The following is a 20,095-nucleotide window of genomic DNA, read 5'->3' as shown; positions in this document are numbered from 1 at the left end:
TCCGAGTGTCGACGAGGTCTGCGCAGCCCTCGCCGCATTCAGGGCAGCGGCGCCGCACCTCGTTGGGCGAGCAGCACACCCATCAGCCCGGCTTCCTGCCCCTGCGCGTGGATCATCGAACGCGCCGTCTCCTTCACCGGCCCGGACGGCAGCAGGTGATCGGCCGCCTGCGCCATCAGAATCCCGCCTTGATGATGGCGAAACATGAGCTGCAGGAACAGGATCTCGGCATCACGGCCGCGCGCGGCGGCGAGCGCATCGAGTTCCGCCATGGTCGCCATTCCGGGCATCACGCTATCCGATGACTTCTTCCCATCGGGTAGCGCGACCGGCGCCGAATGCTGATGCGGCAGAGGCTCATCGGTGTGCATCCACGCCATCGGCCGCGCGGGCAGCGGCGAGGCGTTGGCCAAACGCAACCAGCCGAGCATGGTGCCGATCTCCAGTCGCTGGGTGTCGTCGAGCTGTTGGGTCAGCCGCAGCACCGCCGGATCGACGGTGCGGTCGAGGCGTTGCGCCATGATCAGCGCCTGCTGATGGTGCGCGGTCATGTCTTGCACGAAACCGATCTCGACGGCACTGAGAACCGTTGCGGCCGTGTGTGATTCCGGCAGGACGAGCGGGCGCAGCGCTGCGCCGAGCACCAGTAGCGCGAAGGCCAGCGAGGCGAGCGCGGCGCCGCGCATCCAGCGTGGCATGCTAGGACCCGACGATCGACTCTTGGTCCGCCGGCGGCGAATACACGTCGTTCTCCAGCTGCAACACCATGAACCCGTTGTCGGAGCAGGTGACATACAGTTGCGAGCCACGCCATTCCGGCGGCGAGAGGCACCAGTCGGTGGAGACGTCGCCGAAGGCGAGCCTGCCGGTACGCGGAGTGAGCGCGTCCGACGGATTGAACTGCCCCTCCAGCACCGCGCGAATCGCGGGCGGCGCGCTCATCAACGGCACCCCGATGATCGATGCGAGCGCGTGCGGTGAATTCCACAGGCTCAGGTTTTGACCGGTGCGGGCCGGTGGGTTGAAGTAGGCGATCTCACGAATGTTGAACGGGTCGCGTACATCGAAAACCCTGATACCGGAGGAGATCCAGCCGCAGGCCAGAGCCGTGGGATTGTCCCGGCGGTCGGCGGTGCAGTAGTGCGATTCGTAAGCGAAGGCCGAACCGCCCATGGACGAACCGATATTGCTGTCGAGGTTCTGCGGCAGGTTGATCTCCAGCTTGATCTTCGCGGCGATCTTCGGATTCGTGTCGTCGGAGATATCGATGAGTTTCACACCGCCCGAACCGCCCTCGTCGACGGTGTAGAGGTAGGGCTTGCCGTTGTAGGTCACCGGAATGCTGTGCTGGGTCGCCCAGCCGTCGGTCCAGAACACCCGGCCGATATGGGACACCTGCGGGTTGGGATCGCGGCGCTGCACCGCGCTGATATCGAGCACGGTGAAGCCGCCGAGCGCGGAGATGTACATCCGGTTGCCGTCCGCGCTGATACCGAAGCCGTGCGCCTCGATCCCGGTCAGGCCCTGCCAGACGACATGCGGGTTGGCCGGATCCGTCAGGTCGATCGCGCTGACGAAGCCAGGCGCGATGCCCGAGGCCCAGTAGGTGTTGCCGTCGGGGGAGAAACCGCCCTCGTGCGTCGTAATCGGCAGTGGCATCAGCATATTCGTGCCGGGGCCGGGATTGAGCAGCCGCGGATGCGCGCAATCGGAAATGTCGTAGACCGACAGGTAGCCGACGCCCATGCCGACCGGGACCCCGGTGCCGACCAGCAGCTTCCGCGCCGTGTTGACCTTCAGGCTCTCCCAGGTGCCCGCGAGCATCGCGGGTTCGGTCAGGTTGGCGGTCGGTCGCGGGTTCGCGGGATCCGACGCGTCGACGACCTGGACGCCGCGCCCCTCGCTGATCAGGTCGCCGGGGAAGAAGGAGCCCATGTAGGAGCAGTGCTCGAAGCTGGTGGAGGTGATGCCCGCGCCGCGACCGGCGAACCCGCCCACGAACGACATGTTGCAGCGATAGCCCTGAGTGCTGCGGCCACTGTCTCGGTCGGCCGCCGTGACGTCGCCCTGCATGCCGTTCTCCGGTAGCGAGCCCGGCCCGCAGTCGGCCCGGGGAACCGAGGTGCGGCCGACGTCCAGGAACTCCTGGACCGCGTTCTGAATATCGGATTGCAGGTCGGCCGATGCGCTGGTGGGCAGCATCAACACGGCGGCAAGACCGACCGTGACCAGGGCCAGTGGTTTGAAACGCCGCAGGCTCGCCAATGAGCGCATCGTCGGACTCCCCAACCTTCATCAGGTGTTGCTGTGTCATCCCTCCGCTGACTGGGACAGCTCGGGGAACTGACTGAATGGTAGTAATTACCGTTAACTTATGCGGGGGGTTTTGCGGAAATGCGATGAACTGGCTGGTCAGGAAGGTGTCGTCGGCATGGCGGACCGTCTCAGGCGCGGGCGCAGGGTGCAGGACTCGGCGGTGCGGGGCATAAGTGGCTGGGCATGGGATGCGGCGCGCGCGAGGCGGGACTCAGGACGTGGGGCCGGCGGACTTGGGGTCGCAGGGAAGTGGGCCGTGGGAGGTTGGGCGTGCGAGGTGGGGTGCAGGACATGGGCACAGGACGCGGGGCGCGTCACGTGGGGCGCGGGAGGTGGGCCGTGGGCCGCGGACTTGGGGCCGTGGGAGGAGACGCGGGGCGTGAGACTCGGGGCCGTCGGAGTTGGGACGTGGGGCGGGGGCGTGCGGCGTGGGGGCTCGGGAAGCTGGGCGTGGGCACGGGACGCTTGTAGTGAGGCGCGAGATGCGGGGTGAGATGCGGGGACACGGGCGCGCGGAAAGTGCGAGCGGGGGTCAGCGGCTACTCGTTGTGCGGGGTTCAGTCTGCAAGAAGCGTCGCCACGTCGTGGGCGAGCAGGTCTTCGCAGGCCTCGAGCAGCGCGTCCGCCGCAACGCCGCTGATCGCTCCGTCAACGCAGACTGGGACCGCGCGTATTCCGCACGTCCGGAGGATGTTTCGATGTGCTGGGCGCTCTCGCGAGGCGCGGTGCCAAGGGCGCTGGGTGTGGAATGCGAGTGCGGGGCGCGGGCGTGGTGCCGGGGCTTGGGGCGAGGAGCGGGGCGCGGGCCACAGACAGGGCCGGAAGTGCGAGCGGGGGTCAGCCGCCACTCGCTGTGCGGGGTTCAGTCTGTAAGAAGTGTCGCCACGTCATGGGCGAGCAGGTCTTCGCAGACCTCGAGCAGTACCCCACGCAACTCCGCCGATCGCTCCGCCAACGCAGACTGTGACCGCACGTATTCCGCACGCCCGGAGGGTGTTTCGATGCGCACCGGTTCATACCCGTACTCGGCCAGATCGTAGGGACTGGCACGCATATCGAGTTCACGTGCCGCACAGGCTAATTCGAAGCAGTCCAGAATCAGCGCGGATGGGATCAGCGGGACCAGCTTGAAACCCCACTTGTACAGATCCATATTCGCGTGCAGGCACCCGGGCTGTTCCCGGCTGACCTGATCGGCACGGGTCAGCGGCTCGATATTGCGGCCCACCGCGTCGGGCGTGAAGAACCGGAACGCGTCGAAATGCGTGCAGCGCAGCGACATCGACTCGACGACCTCGTCGGTGCCGGACCGGCCCAGTCGCAGCGGCACCTGCTGATGTCTGACGTCGTCGGTGCGATACACCATCGCCCATTCGTGCAACCCGAAGCAGGACAGCTGTGCGGGCCGGGATGCGGTGGCGCGCAACAGGTTCGCGATGAACTGAATGGTGTCGCGACGGCGCGCGAGATAACCGGGGTCCGCCGTGAAAATCACGGAAGAATCCGCCTCGAGCCGGTGGTATCCACGCGCACCGTCGTATTCGCGAGCTCCCGCCAGTCCGACGCCGAACCCCGGATGCCAGCGCCGCAACTGGGCAGGCTTGTGCCCGTAATAGGTGAACAGGAAGTCGATCACCGGATGCGACGACCCCGAAGCCCGCCGTTCGACATACGGGCCGACCAATCGATCCACCCGATCCAGATGCTCCGCCGCCTTTGCCCGCCACTGCGTTTCGGCTAGGACAGCGACTTCCGACCCGCTCATTCGACGATCCGGTGCGTCCCGTCGCGGACGGTGCCGACGAACTCTTCCACCAGATCCTCCAGCGCGACAATGCCGGTGGTGTTACCGCGCGCATCGACGACGCGACCCAGGTGACTGTTCGTCCGGCGCAACCTGGCCAGCGCTTCGTACAGCGGTGTGTGCACGCTCAACGTCGGCAACGGCCGAATGTCGGTGCGCGGGATGGGCGTCGTCGGCCCCGCGTTCTCGTCGGCGACCTTGTCCAGCACGTCTTTCACGTGCATGTAGCCGACCAGCGACCCGTCGCTCGCGCGCACGGGGTAGCGGGAGAATCCGGTCTCGGCGACTGCGCTTTCGATGTCACCGAGCGTGGTTCCGTTGCCGCGCAACGGAACTGTTCTGGTCGTCGCCAGCGACACCATCACATCGGCGACCACCCGATCACTGGTGCCCAGCGCCTGGGTGAGCCTGCGGTGTTCCTCCTCGTCGAGCAGGCCCTCCGAGCGCGACTCGCCGATCATCTCGGCGAGCTCCACCGAGGAGACGGTCGCCTGCAGCTCGTCCTTCGGCTCGATCCGGAACATCCGCAGCGTGAGATTCGCGCAGAGGTTGTAGAAGGCGATGAGTGGCCGGGCCACCCGCAACCACATCAGGTGCACCGGAACAAGCAGCAGCGCACTGCGTTCCGGCCCGGCCAGCGCGATGTTCTTGGGGATCATCTCGCCGAACAGGATGTGCAGCACCACCACGATGGCGAGGGCGATGGCGAAGGCCACCGGATGCAGCAGCTGCTCGGGCATGCCGAGGAAATCGAACGGCCCCTCCAGCAGGTGGGCCACCGCGGGTTCGCCGACGCGGCCGAGCAGGATCGAGCAGATGGTGATGCCGAGCTGGGCGGCGGCGAGCATCATCGACAGATTCTCGCCCGCCCGAATCACGATGTCGGCGTTGCGCTTTCCCTGGGCGGCGAGCGCTTCCAGGCGATCGCGGCGCGCGGAGATCAGGGCGAATTCGGCGGCGACGAAGAAGCCGTTGCTGGCGAGCAGCACCACGGTGAGCAGGACACCGAAGAGGTCACCCATGGCTGTGCTCCTGCTCTGGTTCGGCTTGCAGCTGCCGGAACGCGAGGTCGTCGGGGGCGACCGGAAGCAGCCGGACCCGGTCGATCCGGCGACCGTCCATGCGCTCTACTCGCGCGATCCAGCCGCCGGTGCTCGGCTGGTCGCCCGAAGACCATTGCTGGGAACGGGGATTGGGCAGCACGACCTCGTCACCGGCCTCCGGGATACGTCCGAGCCGGGTGAGCACGAGTCCGCCGAGGGTCTCGTATTCGCCTTCGGGAGCGTCGTATCCGGTGGCGCGGGAGACCTCGTCGATGCGCAGCAGGCCGGAGCAGTCCCAGCCGTCGGCTACCCGGCGCACGTCGAGTTCTTCCTCGTCGTGCTCGTCGCGGACGTCGCCGAGGATCTCCTCGATGATGTCCTCCATCGTGACGATGCCCGCGGTGCCGCCGTACTCGTCGACGACCAGCGCGACCTGCATGCCGTCGGCGCGGATTCGTTCGAGCACCTCGTCGCCGTCCAGGCTGGCGGGCACGATCGGCACCGGGTGGGCCAGCATCTGCAGCGGGATGGTGCGGCGCACGTTCGCGGGATGGGTGAACGCCTGCTTGACGTGCACGACACCCAGGGTGTTGTCCAGGTCGCCGTCGATCACCGGGAAGCGGGAGTAACCGGTGCGGCGGGCGGCGTCGATGAGGTCGGCGATGGTGTCCAGCTTGTCGAGCGCCTCGATCTTCACCCGCGGCGTCATCAGTTCCTCGGCGCTGCGCTCGCCGAACTGCAGCGACCGGTCGATCACCAGGGCTGTGCGCTGGTCCAGCGAGCCGCGCAGCGCGGACGTGCGCACCAGCGACCCGAGTTCCTGCGGCGACCGCGCCGAACGCAGTTCCTCGGCCGGCTCGACACCGAGCCTGCGGACGACCCAGTTGGCCGTGTTGTTGAGGAAATGGATCAGCCACTTGAAGATCACAGAGAACGCGACCATCGGCGGCGCCGTGGTGCGCGCGGTGGCCAGCGGCTTGGCGATGGCGATGTTCTTCGGCACCAGCTCGCCGTAGATCATCGACAGCGAGGTGGCCAGCACCAGGGCGAGGGCGAGCGAGATGCCCCGGGCGGCGGTGTCGCTCAGCCCGACTCCGGTGAACAGCGGATCCAGCAGCCGGGCGAGCACGGGCTCGGCGATGTAACCGGTGATCAGGGTGGTGATGGTGATGCCGAGCTGGGCGCCGGACAGCTGGAACGACAGCGTCCGATGGGCTTGGCGGACCATCCTGGCGCGAACGTCACCGTCGCGCGCATGCGCTTCTACGGTGCTGCGTTCCAGCGCGGTGAGCGAGAATTCGGCGGCGACGAAGAGGGCGGTGCCTGCCGTGAGAGCGACGAACCCCAGCAGGCTGAGCACCGTGAGTGCGACGGACATCGTCAGCACCCGCCGAACGGGACTGGGAACTGCACGGTGGGGAATGGGGCTGGGGGAAGGAGGACGCCGGGTTTGTCACCCGGCTCGGTAGAGGAGCCCTCCTGTGCTGCGCCCTCGGACGCGGGTGACAACTGGATCCTTTCGCAAGCCGAAGATGTAATGCCGGAGACCGGCAACCACTATGTTACCGGCCCACGCGTCGAGTCGCGTGGGCCGGTGGTCGTGCCGTGTCGGCGTGTCTCACCAACCGCTGGGCAGCGGGCGTCCCTCGGCGAAACCGGCGGCCGACTGCACGCCGAGCACCGCCTTGTCGTGCAACTCGGCCAGGCTGCGGGCACCCGCGTAGGTGCACGCGCTGCGCACGCCGGAGCAAATGTGGTCGATGAGGTCCTCCACACCGGGGCGCTCGGGGTCCAGGCGCATGCGCGAGCTGGAGATGCCCTCCTCGAACAAGGCCTTGCGAGCCCGGTCGAAGGCGCTGTCGGTGGCGGTGCGGGCCGCGACGGCGCGCTTGGACGCCATGCCGAAGCTCTCCTTGTAGGCGTTGCCGTCGCGGTCCAGGCGCAGGTCGCCGGGGGATTCGTAGGTGCCTGCGAACCACGAGCCGATCATCACGTTGGACGCGCCCGCGGCCAGCGCCAGAGCGACGTCGCGCGGGTGCCGCACGCCGCCGTCGGCCCAGATGTGCACGCCGAGTTCCTTGGCGGCAGCGGCACATTCGGCGACCGCGGAGAACTGCGGGCGACCGACACCGGTCATCATGCGAGTGGTGCACATGGCGCCGGGGCCGACACCGACCTTGATGATGTCCGCGCCCGCGGCGGCCAGATCGCGAGTGCCCTGCGCGGACACCACATTACCCGCCACCAGCGGCACGCCGAGGCCGAGATCGCGTACGGCGCTGAGAGATTCGAGCATCTTGGCCTGGTGGCCGTGCGCGGTGTCCATCACCAGCACGTCGGCGCCCGCGTCGACCAGGGCCTTGGCCTTGGCGACCACGTCACCGTTGATGCCGACCGCGGCGGCGACGCGCAACTGGCTCTGGTTGTCGACGGCCGGCTGGTAGATGCCTGCACGGACCGCGCCGGTACGGGTCATCACGCCGGCCAGCGTGCCGTCCTCGGCGGTGAGCACCGCGAGCTGGGCGTGCTTGGCTTCGAGCAGTTCGAAGATGTCGCGCGGGGAGGTGCTGGCGGGGGCCTGCACGAAATCGGTGACCGCGACGTCGCGCAGCCGGGCGAACCGGTCCACATCGGTGCAGGACGCCTCGGTGACGACGCCGACCGGGCGGCCCGCGTCGATCACGATGACGGCGCCGTGGGCGCGCTTGTGCATCAGGGCGACGGCCTCGGACACCGAACGTTCCGGGTCGAGGGTGACCGGGGTGTCGGCGGTGAGCGAGCGGCTCTTGACGAACGCGATGGTGTCGGCGGCCGCGCTGATCGGCAGATCCTGCGGAAGCACCACGATGCCGCCGCGGCGGGCCACCGTCTCGGCCATCCGACGACCCGCGACCGCGGTCATATTGGCCACGACGATGGGAATGGTGGTGCCGGACCCGTCGACGGTGGAGAGGTCGACATCGAACCGTGAGGCGACATCCGTCCGATTAGGGACGAGGAAGAGGTCGTCGTAGGTCAGGTCATACGGCGGCTGATGGCCAGGGAGAAACTGCACTTAACCGATGATAACCAAGTCCGGTCGGTAGCGCGCAATTCTCCAGCACTCGGCGGAGATGAAGGTCACAGGGTGGTGCGGGCACGCTGGCTGCGAGGACGGCGGAACCCATATCGCTGAGCCGCCTGCGGCCGTCGTCCGCAACGTCCCGGCGTGCGCATTGCGAAACAGACTGCCTGCCGCGACCGCAGCCCGGCGATCACACCCCGGGGGCTAAAGTGCGACGGCCACGGCCCGGCGGCTAGGGCGTGGCGGCCCGGTGAAGGCGCGTCTCGATAGCCGCACTCTTACTCGGGAGGGTGCGGCGGCCACGACCCGGCGACCGCTGCCCGGCGGCCCGGTGAAGGCGCGTCCCGATAGCCGCACTCTTACTCGGGATCCGCACCCACTAGGGACGTCCAGAGACAGTGCGGATCCCGAGAGACGGTGCGGCGGCTAGGGCCCGGTGGCTACAGCCTGGCGGCCACCTCCCCGGCGGCCACGGTCCGGCGACCACTGCCCGACGGCCACAGCGCGGCGGCTAGGGCCTGGCGGCCCGGCGAAGGCGCGACCCGACAGCCGCACTCTTACTCGGGATTCGCACCCACTAGGGCGCCCAGAGACAGTGCGGATCCCGAGAGAGGGTGCGGCGGCTACGACGCTGGCGGCTACAGCCCGGCGGCCACCAGCCGGCGGCCACGGCGCGGCGGCCACGCCCCGGCGGTTACGGCCCGTCGGCTACAGCCCGCGGCCCGACGAAAGCACGTCCCGATAGCCGCACTCCTACTCGGGATCCGCACCCACTAGGGGCGCCCAGAGAGTCCGGATCCCGAGAGAGGGTGCGGCGGCCACGGTCCGGCGACCACTGCCTGGCGGCCACAGCGCGGCGGTTACGGCCCGGCGGCCACAGCGCGGCGGTTACGGCCCGGCGGAGGCGCGTCCCGACTGTCGCACTCTTACTTGGGATCCGCACCCACTAGGGCGCCCAGAGACAGTGTGGATCCCGAGAGAAGGTGCGGCGTGCAAGGTCGCGTATCCAGTACACCGAAGGGGCAGGCGTTGTGTGCGCGGCGGACCGGATTCAGCGGCGGTTCATCGAGGTGGTCGAGACGACTAGGGCATCGTGGACGCGCTGCACCGCTTCGATCCACGCGGGTGCGAGCGCGTTGTGGCGCTCGGCTTGCGCGGCTGTCGCCTGTGCGACTCGGGTGAGCAGTTCGTCGGCGTAGTGCAACTGCATCCCGAATGCGCTACGGATCTCGTCTCGATGCAGCCGGCGGTGCGTCATCTCGTGATCGAGTCGCACGATGAAGCCGATGTAGGCCGTGAGGTGCTGATGGGTGTTGAGGGTGCCGAAGGTGTCCCCGATGTAGTGCGGGGAGACGCCGGGGAACCAGAACCCACCGGCGATATCCTCGGCCGCTACCTCACCGGCCCTGAATTTGTACCAGAGGTCGGAGATCGAAATACGATGCGCGAGAAACGCATCCGAGAAGAACGTGGCCATGAGCTCACTGGTGATGGTGGCTCGTCTTTCCTGCCGGGTCAGCAGCAGCGAGGACAGGAAACCGGCCAACCCGCCGACGAAGGCCCCGAGCGCGGCAACCAGAAACCCTTGCATGCGTTCCCCCTGATCCTCGGCTATCGCTGACAGCCCGCTACTCATGATGCCGGATCAGGCGGCGGCTTGGGCACTCGATAGACGGATTGTGGTGGCGCACATGACGACCACCGCGAGGGCGGTGACGACGAGTCCGAAGGTGTTGGTGCGGAAGCGTTCGTCGAGGACGGTGACGCCGATGAAGGCGGCGGCGAGGGGTTCGGCGATGGTGACCGCGGGCAGGGACGCGGCGAGGGGGCCGACTTGGAATGCTCGTTGCTGCAGGTAGACGCCGGTGATTCCGACGGCGGCGAGGGTCCAGGTCTGCCAGCTGCCGAGTACATCCGTGAGGCCGTGTTCGAACAGTGTGGTGACGTAGGAGGTGAGGGCGGCGGCGACGCCGTAGAGCGAACCGCTCGCGGCACCGAGGAGGAGGGCGCGGCGGCCGGGGGTGGCGCTGCGGAGGCCGATGATCGTGGCTGCGCCGATGAGCACGGCCAGGACGGCTAGCGGCAGCAGCCAATGATGTAGGGGCGCATCGGTATTGCCGGCGGAGGGATTGCCGACGAGGAGGAAACAGGCCAGGGCTGCGGTGAGCGCGAGAGCGGCCGCCCAGGTGCGTGCGCTGATGCGACGGCCGTTGAGTTTGGCCGCCAGTGGCAGCGCGAACACCAACGCGCTCACCAGAATCGGCTGCACCAGCAGCACCGCGCCCAACGCGAGCGCGGCGACCTGCATCGCGTAACCACCGACATCGCCGGCTATCCCGGCCCACCAGCGCGGGCTGCGCAGCAGTGCCCGGACGAGCGAATCACCCTCGGGAACCGCAGCCGCCGCCTGTTGCTGCGCAACCGCAGCCACCGCGAAGAACAACGCCGCCAGCAGTGCACAAGCCACAGCACCCACCGGATGGTTGGTCACAACCGTCAGTTTGCCCCACGGTTGCGAGTCCTCAGCGAGCGCTCCGGGTGCACGGCGCGTCGCCGCGCATTCCCGGGCGTGTCGCCGCCGGTAGTCCAGCTGAGCCTGACCCACGCCCGCGCCGCCCCCGACTTTTGGCCGAGCCGGCCCCCACGCGCGCTCACCGTCCGCGACCGTTGTTGAGCTGCCCGCGACCACGCGAGCTGCCCGAGCTCACCTGAGGTGCCCGCGATCACCCGAGTTATCCGAGGTCACCTGGGCGGCCCGCGACCGCCCGAGCTATCCGCGACCGCCCGAGCTACCCGGCGCTTTCGCCGAGCCGGTCCCGGACCCGCGCCCACGTCCGCCCGCGCCACCCCCGACTTTCGCCGAGCCGGCCCCACGCACGCTCGACCCAGTGCCACTCGATGAACCCGCAGCGCGCCCGCCCGCGCCACCCGCATTGGACCGGCCCTTCGAACCCTGATCGCGCGACGATCCTTTCGCCGAACCATCCTTGCGCCGATCGGCCGCAGCATGCTCCGCCCGCACCGGCGCACCCCCGCCGCGCGTCTCACCCGACCGCCGCCCGGCTCCGGAGCGTCGCCGACCAGTCCCCGAATTACGCTCCGCCACAGGCTGCTTGGGCGGTGCGGGCGCGGCGACCGGAACGCCAGAAGGCTGCCGCGCCCCGGTGATCTCGATCAGCCGACGATCGCCGGGCCGCACATCGATGCCCACGATTTCGACGCCCGCCTTACGAGTCATCGCCTCGACCTCGCGACGTTCCTCGTCCATCACCAGCGTGACGACCACTCCGTCCTCACCCGCCCGCGCGGTCCGCCCGGCGCGATGCAGATAAGCCTTGGACTCCGCGGGCGGATCAACGTGCACCACAAGCGAAATGTTGTCGACGTGGATACCGCGGGCCGCGACATCAGTGGTGACCAGCACCGGAATCGACCCGTCCGCGAACGCCGCCAGCGTGCGCGTCCGGTTGTTCTGCGCCTTACCACCGTGCAACGCACCCGCCGCGACCCCTGCCCCGCGCAACTGCTTGGCCAGCCGGTCCGCACCATGCTTGGTGCGCACGAACATGATGGTCAGCCCGTCGCGCGCCGCGATCTCGGCGGCCACGGATCGCTTGGCCAGCTTGTCCCGCACGAAGAGCAGGTGGTGCGTCATGGTGGTGACCGACGCGGACGCGGGCGCGGTGGAGTGGGTGACGGGGGAGCGGAGGTAGCGCTTGACGAGCTTGTCCACCTCGCCGTCCAGCGTGGCTGAGAACAGCAGGCGCTGACCGTCTTTCGGTGTCTGGTCGAGCAGCTTGGTGACCTGCGGCAGGAACCCCATGTCGGCCATGTGATCGGCCTCGTCCAGCGCGGTGATCCGCACATCGGACAGCCCGGCCGAACCCTGCGCGATCAGATCGGACAGTCGCCCGGGTGTGGCGATGAGCAGATCGACACCGCGCGCGAGCCGCTCGGCCTGGCGCCGGATCGGCGCGCCACCGACCACCGACGCGACCCGCAGCCCCATCGCGAGCGCGGGCCCGTCCAGCGCGCGTTCGATCTGCGCGGCCAGTTCGCGGGTGGGCACCAGCACCAACCCGCGCGGCCGTCCCGGCTTGGTCGACCCGCTGGCCAGCCGGGTCAGCATGGGCAGCCCGAACGCGAGCGTCTTGCCGGACCCGGTCGGGCCGCGGCCGAGCACATCCTTGCCCGCCAACGCATCCGGCACCGCGGCGGCTTGGATGGGAAACGGTGCCTCGATGCCGTCGTTGCGCAGTGCCTGCACGAGCACGGCGGGCAGCCCCAGGTCCATGAAGGTCACGGAGGGCGCCGCGGCGACGGGTGTCGAGGGGGTCACGGGTGCTGTGTGCCTTTCGTAGGACGTGCTCGGAAAACGCGTTGTAGGTGGGGCGGTGCGCGCTACGGGAGAACAACAGCGCGAAGAGACGATGCCGGCCGAGTAGCAGGCCAAGTGTCCAGGATACGTCCTACGATCCGCTAACCGCGGAACAGGCGTTCGAGCTCCACCAGCCACGGCACCGCGACGGCCATGGTCGGCACGACGAGAATGGCGGCCGAGCCTAGATACGCGGCGGTGGCAACCCGAACGTCACCGATCCGCCCGGTGAGCCGCTGGATCCGAATCAGGGTGGTCGGCCCGCCCGCGGCGAGCGCACCCTGGGGCGCGGTGGACTTCGAGCAGGCGACGAGCGCGCGCGCCAGTGGCTTCGGCCCGGTCACCTTCACCGCGGAGTCGTCGGCGAGCAGTTCGATGAGTAGCTTCACCGAGCCCAGCGCGGCCTTGCTTCGCACGAATCGCGGAAACGCTTCGTGCACAGCGGTGAACGCCTCGAGCACCAGGTCGTGCCTGGCGCGCAGATGTGAGCGTTCGTGGCTGACGATCGCGGTGATCTCCGCGTCGTCCAGGTTTGTCAGGGTGCCTTCGCTGATCACGACGCGCTGGCGGAGCCCGGGCAGGCAGTAGGCGATCGGTTCGGTCGCGGCGAGCACCCGGATATCGGAAGCGCGGCGGCGCGGACCGCTCTGATCGAGCAGGTCGACGAGCATCCGGTGCCTGGCCCGCCTGCGCCGGGTGTGCACCCCGACCCGGACGATCGCGTAACACAACCGCGCGCCGACCAGCAGCGTCAGCGCGAACACGAACACGTAGGCCAGCCACAGCGGTAACCCGAGCGCGTCGATCTCGCGGGTGGGTGCGGTGGTCGGCCTGCCGTCGGGTCCGGGCACCAGCAGTTCGGCGGCGATGGCCAAACCGGAGCCGAACGCGCTGAGCACGGCGGCGAGCGCGATGGCCTGCCAGAGCACGAGCGCAGCGCGGGGCGTCCGGTATGTCCAGGTCGCCCGGCTGAGCAAGGCCGGGGCAGGCCCCGCGAGAAGCAATGCGAGTCCGGCGAATACCGGCGCGGTTGCGTTCATCGACTCAGCTCACTGCGTTGGGGGCAAGGTCGCGAGGAGTCTACTGCGGGGGCGGTGTGTCCTCGTTCGCTTCGAGCTTAGCGAGTGCTTCGCGAAGTGCGGCAGCCTCATCCTTTCCGACCTGTTCCACGAAGTGCACCAGCGCGGCGGCGCGGCTGCCCGCGGCGTCGGCCTGTTGCAGTGCGTCCACCATGAGGCTGGCGACCAATTCGTCCCTGCTGTGCACGGGCGCGTAGCGATGCGCACGGTCGTCGCGCTGCTGGACCACGAGGTTCTTCTTCGCGAGTCGTTGCAGCACCGTCATCACCGTGGTGTACGCGAGCTCGCGGCGTGCGGCCAATGCCTCGTGCACCTGCCGGACTGTCTGCGGTTCGTCGGTCGACCACAACTGGTCCATGACCGCTTTCTCGAGTTCACCAAGTCCTGCCATTCCACAATTTTACGGACTCAACGACGCGCATGCGTACTACAGGGTGTCGTAACTATGGAATAGCTGGTGTGGTATTTGTCATATGGCGGTGGATTCGGGCATGACGGGCCCGCCTGCCTTGCCGAGAACATGGCGTGTTCCGATCGGCACCACCATCGGCCGACCGGACACCGGATCTTCCAGAACCGAGGCGTCGAGGTCGAAAACCTCGCGCAGCAAAGCGACGTCGATGATGTCGGCGGGCTTGCCCTGCGCGACGATGCGACCTTCGCGCATGACGATCAGCTCATCGCTGTAGCGGATCGCCAGATTGAGGTCGTGCAACACCATCACCACGGTGCGGCCGAGCTCGGCGTGCAACCGGTCGACCAGGTCGAGCACGTCCACCGCGTGCGCCAGATCGAGATAGGTGGTCGGCTCGTCGAGCAGCAGGATGTCGGTGCCCTGGGCCAGCGCCATGGAGATCCAGGCCCGCTGGCGTTGTCCGCCGGAGAGCTCGTCGAGGGCGCGGTCGGCCAGGTCGGCGATGCCGGTCTGCGCGAGCGCGGTCATCACCTCGTCCTCGTCGGCGGCCGACCACTGCCGGAACCACGACTGATGCGGATGACGCCCGCGCGCGACGAGATCGGCGACGGTCAGTCCCTCCGGCGCGACCGGTGACTGCGGCAGCATGCCGATCACCCTGGCCACGTCCTTGGTCTTCATCGTCGAAATAGACTTGCCGTCCAACAACACTCGGCCCTCTTGCGGGCGGAGCAGCCGGCCGAGCGAGCGCAGCAGGGTGGATTTGCCGCAGCCGTTGGGTCCGATCACGGTGGTGATCACGCCGGGCGCGATGTCGAGGGTCAGCCCGTCGATGATCACCCGGTCGCCGTAGGCGAGCGTGACGTCGTCGGCGGCGAGCCGGGTGGGCACCGATTCCGCGGTGGTCGCAGCGTCTGTGGTCATGACAGCGTCGCCTTCCGATTCATTCGCACGAGCAGGTAGAGCAGGAACGGTCCGCCGAACGCCGCGGTCACGATGCCCACCGGCAGGTCGGCCGGGAAGATCGAGCGCGACGCGACATCCGCGCCGACCACCAGGATGGCACCGGTGAGCGCCGACCCGATCAGCGGTTCGCCGGGGGTGCGCAGCAGCCGCCGCGCGATCTGCGGCGCGGACAGCGCGACGAAACTCACCGGCCCGACGGCCGCGGTCGCCACCGAGGCGCCGACCACCGCCGCGCCGATCAGGATGCCCTGCTGGGTTTGGATACGCACACCCAGCGACCGGGTGGTGTCGGCGCCGAGCCGCAGCGCGGCCAAGGTGCGGGCCGAGCCGAGCGCGACGACCACCACCACGGCCAGCGCCAATGTCGCTGGGAGCAAACCGGATCGATCGGCGTTGTTCAGAGATCCGTTGAGCCACAACTGGGCTCGCTGGGCGTCTTGCAGCGTGGCGCGGGTGAGCAACCAGCTGATGCCGGCCAGCAGCAAGGCGTTCATGCCGACGCCGATCAGGACCAGGCGCAAACCCGTGACGCCCCGGTCGCCGGTCGGACTGCGGCCCCAGGCCAGGAGATAGATCGCCACGGCGGTGAGCAGACCGCCGGCCAGCGCGGCCAGTGGCGCGCCGAAGGTGGCGAGCAGCCCGGTGCCCCCGCCGCCGAGCACCACCACCGCGACGGCGCCGAGGCTGGCGCCGCTGGTGATGCCGAGCATGTCCGGCGCGGCGAGCGGGTTGTGCAGGATGGATTGGGTGATCGCCCCCGCGAGCCCGAGCGCCGCCCCGACCACCAGCGCGGTGAGCGCCCGCGGCAGCCGGGAATCGAGCACGATGAACCGCTGGGCTCGGGTTCCGCCGCCGGTCAGCACGTCGATCACCCGGCCGAGCGGGATGTGCGATTCGCCGGTGGCGATGTCCAGGCAGAAGCACAGCACCAGCAGCGCGGCAAGTGCCAGAATGACGAGCACCATCACCGGACGCAACACCACCGAGGCGGGCCCGACCCGCAGCGCGGGCCGTGCGCTCTCGGTCTTCAGCGACAGTGTCACAGGCTCACCAACTTCCGACGACGGACGAACGCGATGAAGAACGGCGCACCGACCGCGGCCAGCATCACGCCCACCTGCAGCTCACCCGGTTTGGCCACGACGCGGCCGACGATGTCGGCGATCAGCAGCAGCAGCGCGCCGAACAATCCGGAGTACGGGACCAGCCAGCGGTAATCCGGCCCGGTGATTACCCGGGACAGGTGCGGCACCACGAGGCCGAGGAATGCGATCGGGCCGACCGCCGCGGTCGACGCGCCGGACAGCAGCACGATCGCGGCCAGTCCGAGTGCGCGGCTGCGGCCGATGTTCACGCCGAGCCCGCGCGCCACGTCGTCGCCGAGGCTGAGCAGGTTCAGGCCGGGGGATGCGATGAGGGCGAGCAGCAGGCCGAGGGCCAGGAATGGCAGTACCTGCCATAACACCGAGGCGTCGCGGCCCGCGACGGTGCCGACGACCCAGAACCGGTAGGTATCGAGCGCCGCGGGATCCAGCAGCACAATGGCATTCGTCATCGCCTGCAAAAATGCGGTGACTGCCGCGCCGGCCAGCACCAGGCTCAACGGGCTCGCCTTGCCGCCGCCGATGGCCGAGGCGCTGAACACCACCACCCCGGCGATCAGCGCTCCGGCGAAGGCGAACCAGATGTACTGCTCCGGCGAGGTGAACGCGAACAGGTAGATGCTCAGTGCCGCGAGAAATGCCGCGCCGGAGTTGAGGCCAAGGAGTCCCGCATCGGCGAGCGGGTTGCGCGTGTAACCCTGGATCAGCGCGCCCGCCATGCCCAGGGCGAGTCCGGTGGCCAGCGCCAGTGCCGTGCGCGGGAGCCGAAGTCCACGTACGATTTCCTCGGCGGTGGAACCGGCCGGGCAACTGAACGGTCCACCAGGACAGGTCAGTGCGTTGTGCAGCGCGTCGTAGACGGTGCCCGGCGCGAGCGACCTGGTGCCGATCGCGATGCTGGCAACCAAGGCGAGCAGGAGCAGTGCGGTCAGGACGAGCAGGCCGGTCAGGCGACGCCGCCGTGTGTTGCCGAGCGTGGTCACGGTGACGAACTACTCCTGAGATTCGTTGTAGCAGAGTACTGGTTGGTCTGGTAAGCCTAACCTATCTTGCGGTACGCACCGCTACGGCCAATCCTCGAGGAGGTTCAATGCCCGAGCTCATGACCACCTGCCCGCCGCGCCATACGTACCTGGCGTTCGATCGCACGTGTGACAGGCTGCGCGCGCTGCAGCCCGAGCATCCGCGTGTGTATGCGGTGGCGGCGATGGTCGAGCAGGGCAAGCGCCGATGGTGGCGGCTCGCCGACGGGGTGCGCGAAGGTCGCATCGAACGGATGTATCGCAGGCACGCCGCGGAGATGATCCGCGCCGATGTCGCGGCCGAGGTGGTGGCGACCGCGCTGATCCACGCGGTGGTCGGCCGGGTGATCGCGCTGCTGGTGGCCGAGGGGCGGGCCTGGGATCCGGGCCTGGAGAACCTGTGGATCCACACCGACAACGATGGTGGCATCGACTGGGCCGGGCTGGGCGACACCACCATTCGCGTGCTCGACGGCGACCCGCTGGCCGAGGAGCCGGGTGTGGTGAGCCTGCCGTGCGAGGGCGCGATGTATGTCTGGCTCGCGCATCGCTGCGAGCCCTCGCTGACGCTGATCCAGTCGAGCATGGCCCGCTACTCCGGGCTGAGCGCGCGCCGATTCTGGTTGCTGGTCGGTGAATCCATCGCGGGCGCTTCGACGTACGTGCCGGACCTGGCCGGCACCGACGCCGTGATCGGCACGCGCCGCGGTCAAGGGCTCTTGGCGGCCTTGGAGCAGCGTGGATTACCGGTTCGCCGCGCGACGGCCTTGCTAAGTTAGGTAAGCCTGACCTATACTCATAACCGGCGTAAGGATTGGTCGAGAGTCCCGAGGGCTGCGGTGACCCCCGATCCATTGCCGCGAAGGGCTCCACCCCTAGGGGTGGAGCCCTTCGCTTTGTCCAGATGTGACCTATCTCGCTTTTCCGTTTCCTGGCGTGCCGCGATTTCGCGGGTCTACTGTGACGCCGACACGGAAGCGAAATCCCCTGAACCCCTGGGTGATTCGTCGCATTTCGGACAGAACGGCGGGTCGGAAACCGTCGCATCGCCGAGCTGTCCGATGCCGTGTCGCCGACCTTCGGTGCGACCGCCGCCGCACCGCTGCCGAGTCGCCGACGCCCGTTTGCCTTGTTCGGCAAACGTTCTCGCCGTCGCTCATCCTGTACCGAGGAGTGTGCCGGGTGCTCGCCGAACCATCCCGTTTCCGTTCCGTCGCCGCGGCCTCGGCCGCGACGGCTCTGCTGCTCGCCGCCTGTGGCGATGAGCCGAAATCGCGCAGTCAGGTTCCGGTCAGCGCGGCCGCGCATGCCGCACCGCATTGGGACTATGACGCCGAAGGTCCCGACCACTGGGCCGATTTGGATCACGACTACCTCACTTGTGGCAGCGGCCACGAACAGTCGCCCATCGATCTACCGAGCCATACTCGGCTCGACCCGGCCGAGCACATCACCCTCGACTACGGCTCGGTGCCGACGCTGCGGCTGGTCGACAACGGACATACCGTGCAGGCGAACCTGCAGGCGGGCAACGGAAATCGCCTCGTCGCCGGGGGAGTGGCGCACGAGCTCACGCAGTTCCACTTCCACCTGCCGAGCGAACACACCGTCGACGGCAGCGGCACGGCCATGGAATTGCACCTGGTGCACAAGAGCAGCGCGGGCAAGCTCGCGGTGCTCGGCGTACTGCTCGAAGAGGTGGACGAGCCGTCCTCGTTCGACCAAATCCTTTCCACCGCACCGACAACGGTGGACACCGAGACGATCATCGACACCCCGACCGACTTGCGCGCGCTCCTGCCCCCGGACCTCGACCAGTTCCGCTACCAAGGCTCGCTCACCACGCCACCGTGCAGCGAGGGCGTCTCGTGGACCGTGCTCGAACACCCGGTGCCGGTCGCCACCGCAGGCGTGGATCGGTTCCGAGCATTGTTCCCGCACAGCAACCGCCCCACCCAGCCGCTGAACGGACGACCGGTCACGCTGGCGGGCGGGTGAGCCAGCGGTAATCGGTGCACACCGCTGTGCAAAAGTGGACCACATGACAGATCAGGAGAAGCCGGCGGCGGACTGGCTCGCGACCATCACGCCGGAACAGATGACCGAGGCCAGCGAAGGCACGTTCAGCGACCTGATCGGCCTGCAATACACCGAGCTGAGCCCGGACCGGGTGCGCGGCGAGTGGACCGTCAAACCGCACCTGTACCAGCCTGCGGGCATCCAGAACGGCGGCGTCTACTGCACCGTCATCGAGACGCTCGCCAGTGTCGCGGGCGGGATCTGGTACGGCGGCAAGGGCACGGTCGTCGGGGTGAACAACAACACCGATTTCCTGCGCGCGGTCCGCGACGGCACCCTCTACGGCGAGGCGACCCCGGTCCACCGCGGCCGGTTGCAACAGCTGTGGCAGGTGGTGATCACCGACGAGCAGGAGCGGGTGGTCGCGCGCGGCCAAGTCCGGCTGCAGAACCTGCCTGCCAGGGACTGACCAGGCGCTCGTCCCGCACCGCCGGGACGGGCGTGCCAGAATGACCGTCACCCCGACCACCCCGACCCGGTGAGGAACCCGAATGCGACTGTCGCCGCACGAGCAGGAACGGCTGCTGTTGAGCTACGCGGCCGAGCTGGCCCGGCGCAGGCAGGCGCGCGGGCTCAAGCTCAACCATCCCGAAGCCGTCGCGCTGATCAGCGACCACGTGCTCGAAGGCGCCAGGGACGGTCGCTCGGTGGCCGAGCTGATGTCTTCGGGGCGAACGGTTCTCACCCGCGCCGATGTGATGGAGGGTGTGCCGGAGATGATCCACGACGTCCAGGTCGAGGCCACCTTCCCCGACGGCACCAAGCTGGTCACCGTCCACCATCCGATCGGCTAGGAGCGCCGCATGAGACAACGACGCGAAGCCGA

Annotated in this window: 18 protein-coding genes; 4 read left to right on the top strand and 14 right to left on the bottom strand. The window is 68.5% G+C overall.

Going from position 1 to position 20,095, the window contains the following annotated elements; translation table 11 throughout:
* Nucleotides 1-38: 38 nt before the first annotated feature.
* The 14 genes from IBX18_RS11015 to IBX18_RS10950 all read right to left on the bottom strand — a co-directional run bounded on the left by IBX18_RS11015 (nucleotide 39) and on the right by IBX18_RS10950 (nucleotide 17,151).
* Nucleotides 39-698, bottom strand: coding sequence for a DUF305 domain-containing protein (locus tag IBX18_RS11015; RefSeq protein ID WP_194833572.1), 660 nt, complete (start codon nucleotides 696-698; stop codon nucleotides 39-41).
* 1 nt (nucleotide 699) lies between these two features.
* Nucleotides 700-2,274, bottom strand: a complete 1,575-nt coding sequence (locus tag IBX18_RS11010; protein ID WP_194833571.1) for an LVIVD repeat-containing protein — start codon at nucleotides 2,272-2,274, stop codon at nucleotides 700-702.
* 904 nt (nucleotides 2,275-3,178) lie between these two features.
* Nucleotides 3,179-4,081 (bottom strand): 3-methyladenine DNA glycosylase, encoded by a 903-nt coding sequence (locus IBX18_RS11005; RefSeq protein WP_228540642.1) that lies wholly within the window; start codon nucleotides 4,079-4,081, stop codon nucleotides 3,179-3,181.
* Complete coding sequence (locus tag IBX18_RS11000; RefSeq protein ID WP_194833570.1) at nucleotides 4,078-5,142, bottom strand: hemolysin family protein; 1,065 nt, start codon at nucleotides 5,140-5,142, stop codon at nucleotides 4,078-4,080. The genes IBX18_RS11005 and IBX18_RS11000 overlap by 4 nt, the downstream gene beginning before the upstream one ends.
* A complete protein-coding gene (locus IBX18_RS10995; protein WP_194833569.1) occupies nucleotides 5,135-6,541 on the bottom strand; it encodes a hemolysin family protein in 1,407 nt (468 codons plus the stop codon). The genes IBX18_RS11000 and IBX18_RS10995 overlap by 8 nt, the downstream gene beginning before the upstream one ends.
* A 240-nt stretch (nucleotides 6,542-6,781) precedes the next feature.
* Entirely contained in the window at nucleotides 6,782-8,218 is a 1,437-nt protein-coding gene (locus IBX18_RS10990; protein ID WP_194833568.1) for a GuaB1 family IMP dehydrogenase-related protein, read from the bottom strand.
* A gap of 1,060 nt (nucleotides 8,219-9,278) precedes the next feature.
* Nucleotides 9,279-9,863, bottom strand: a complete 585-nt coding sequence (locus IBX18_RS10985) for a hypothetical protein (RefSeq protein WP_194833567.1) — start codon at nucleotides 9,861-9,863, stop codon at nucleotides 9,279-9,281.
* Nucleotides 9,864-9,872: 9 nt separating this feature from the next.
* Entirely contained in the window at nucleotides 9,873-10,718 is an 846-nt protein-coding gene (locus IBX18_RS10980; RefSeq protein ID WP_194833566.1) for a DMT family transporter, read from the bottom strand.
* Nucleotides 10,719-10,997: 279 nt separating this feature from the next.
* Complete coding sequence (locus IBX18_RS10975; protein ID WP_194833762.1) at nucleotides 10,998-12,521, bottom strand: DEAD/DEAH box helicase; 1,524 nt, start codon at nucleotides 12,519-12,521, stop codon at nucleotides 10,998-11,000.
* A gap of 185 nt (nucleotides 12,522-12,706) precedes the next feature.
* Nucleotides 12,707-13,645, bottom strand: a complete 939-nt coding sequence (locus tag IBX18_RS10970) for a M56 family metallopeptidase (protein WP_107656457.1) — start codon at nucleotides 13,643-13,645, stop codon at nucleotides 12,707-12,709.
* A 40-nt stretch (nucleotides 13,646-13,685) separates the two neighbouring features.
* On the bottom strand, nucleotides 13,686-14,075 hold the full coding sequence (locus IBX18_RS10965; protein ID WP_107656458.1) for a BlaI/MecI/CopY family transcriptional regulator: 390 nt from the start codon (nucleotides 14,073-14,075) through the stop codon (nucleotides 13,686-13,688).
* 78 nt (nucleotides 14,076-14,153) lie between these two features.
* Complete coding sequence (locus tag IBX18_RS10960) at nucleotides 14,154-15,023, bottom strand: ABC transporter ATP-binding protein (protein ID WP_194833565.1); 870 nt, start codon at nucleotides 15,021-15,023, stop codon at nucleotides 14,154-14,156.
* Nucleotides 15,020-16,108 (bottom strand): iron chelate uptake ABC transporter family permease subunit, encoded by a 1,089-nt coding sequence (locus IBX18_RS10955; protein WP_194833564.1) that lies wholly within the window; start codon nucleotides 16,106-16,108, stop codon nucleotides 15,020-15,022. Before IBX18_RS10955 ends, IBX18_RS10960 begins: the two co-directional genes overlap by 4 nt.
* Entirely contained in the window at nucleotides 16,105-17,151 is a 1,047-nt protein-coding gene (locus IBX18_RS10950; protein WP_194833563.1) for an iron ABC transporter permease, read from the bottom strand. The genes IBX18_RS10955 and IBX18_RS10950 overlap by 4 nt, the downstream gene beginning before the upstream one ends.
* Before the next feature lie 107 nt (nucleotides 17,152-17,258).
* Here IBX18_RS10950 and IBX18_RS10945 point away from each other — a divergent pair, with 107 nt between their 5' ends.
* From IBX18_RS10945 to IBX18_RS10930, 4 genes are all read left to right on the top strand, one after another.
* Nucleotides 17,259-17,969, top strand: a complete 711-nt coding sequence (locus tag IBX18_RS10945; RefSeq protein WP_194833562.1) for a hypothetical protein — start codon at nucleotides 17,259-17,261, stop codon at nucleotides 17,967-17,969.
* Between the two features lie 403 nt (nucleotides 17,970-18,372).
* The gene (locus IBX18_RS10940) at nucleotides 18,373-19,188 is read left to right on the top strand and encodes a carbonic anhydrase (RefSeq protein WP_194833561.1); all 816 of its coding nucleotides are present in this window, start codon (nucleotides 18,373-18,375) and stop codon (nucleotides 19,186-19,188) included.
* A 100-nt stretch (nucleotides 19,189-19,288) separates the two neighbouring features.
* The gene (locus IBX18_RS10935; protein ID WP_373889180.1) at nucleotides 19,289-19,678 is read left to right on the top strand and encodes a PaaI family thioesterase; all 390 of its coding nucleotides are present in this window, start codon (nucleotides 19,289-19,291) and stop codon (nucleotides 19,676-19,678) included.
* Between the two features lie 82 nt (nucleotides 19,679-19,760).
* Nucleotides 19,761-20,063, top strand: a complete 303-nt coding sequence (locus IBX18_RS10930; RefSeq protein WP_107656465.1) for an urease subunit gamma — start codon at nucleotides 19,761-19,763, stop codon at nucleotides 20,061-20,063.
* Nucleotides 20,064-20,095: the final 32 nt, after the last annotated feature.

The sequence above is a fragment of the Nocardia sp. XZ_19_369 genome, assembly GCF_015355715.1.
Taxonomy (GTDB): domain Bacteria; phylum Actinomycetota; class Actinomycetes; order Mycobacteriales; family Mycobacteriaceae; genus Nocardia.
The sequence above is the reverse complement of the archived record's forward strand: the minus strand, read 5'-3'. Positions and strand labels throughout refer to the sequence as shown.

Bases quoted from the DNA above. Each gene is read 5' to 3' on its own strand.
- IBX18_RS11015 (WP_194833572.1), bottom strand. From the start codon at position 698: ATGCCACGCTGGATGCGCGGCGCCGCGCTCGCCTCGCTGGCCTTCGCG.
- IBX18_RS11010 (WP_194833571.1), bottom strand. From the start codon at position 2,274: ATGCGCTCATTGGCGAGCCTGCGGCGTTTCAAACCACTGGCCCTGGTC.
- IBX18_RS11005 (WP_228540642.1), bottom strand. From the start codon at position 4,081: ATGAGCGGGTCGGAAGTCGCTGTCCTAGCCGAAACGCAGTGGCGGGCA.
- IBX18_RS11000 (WP_194833570.1), bottom strand. From the start codon at position 5,142: ATGGGTGACCTCTTCGGTGTCCTGCTCACCGTGGTGCTGCTCGCCAGC.
- IBX18_RS10995 (WP_194833569.1), bottom strand. From the start codon at position 6,541: ATGTCCGTCGCACTCACGGTGCTCAGCCTGCTGGGGTTCGTCGCTCTC.
- IBX18_RS10985 (WP_194833567.1), bottom strand. From the start codon at position 9,863: ATGAGTAGCGGGCTGTCAGCGATAGCCGAGGATCAGGGGGAACGCATG.
- IBX18_RS10975 (WP_194833762.1), bottom strand. From the start codon at position 12,521: ATGGACCTGGGGCTGCCCGCCGTGCTCGTGCAGGCACTGCGCAACGAC.
- IBX18_RS10970 (WP_107656457.1), bottom strand. From the start codon at position 13,645: ATGAACGCAACCGCGCCGGTATTCGCCGGACTCGCATTGCTTCTCGCG.
- IBX18_RS10965 (WP_107656458.1), bottom strand. From the start codon at position 14,075: ATGGCAGGACTTGGTGAACTCGAGAAAGCGGTCATGGACCAGTTGTGG.
- IBX18_RS10960 (WP_194833565.1), bottom strand. From the start codon at position 15,023: ATGACCACAGACGCTGCGACCACCGCGGAATCGGTGCCCACCCGGCTC.
- IBX18_RS10945 (WP_194833562.1), top strand. From the start codon at position 17,259: ATGCCCGAGCTCATGACCACCTGCCCGCCGCGCCATACGTACCTGGCG.
- IBX18_RS10935 (WP_373889180.1), top strand. From the start codon at position 19,289: ATGACCGAGGCCAGCGAAGGCACGTTCAGCGACCTGATCGGCCTGCAA.
- IBX18_RS10930 (WP_107656465.1), top strand. From the start codon at position 19,761: ATGCGACTGTCGCCGCACGAGCAGGAACGGCTGCTGTTGAGCTACGCG.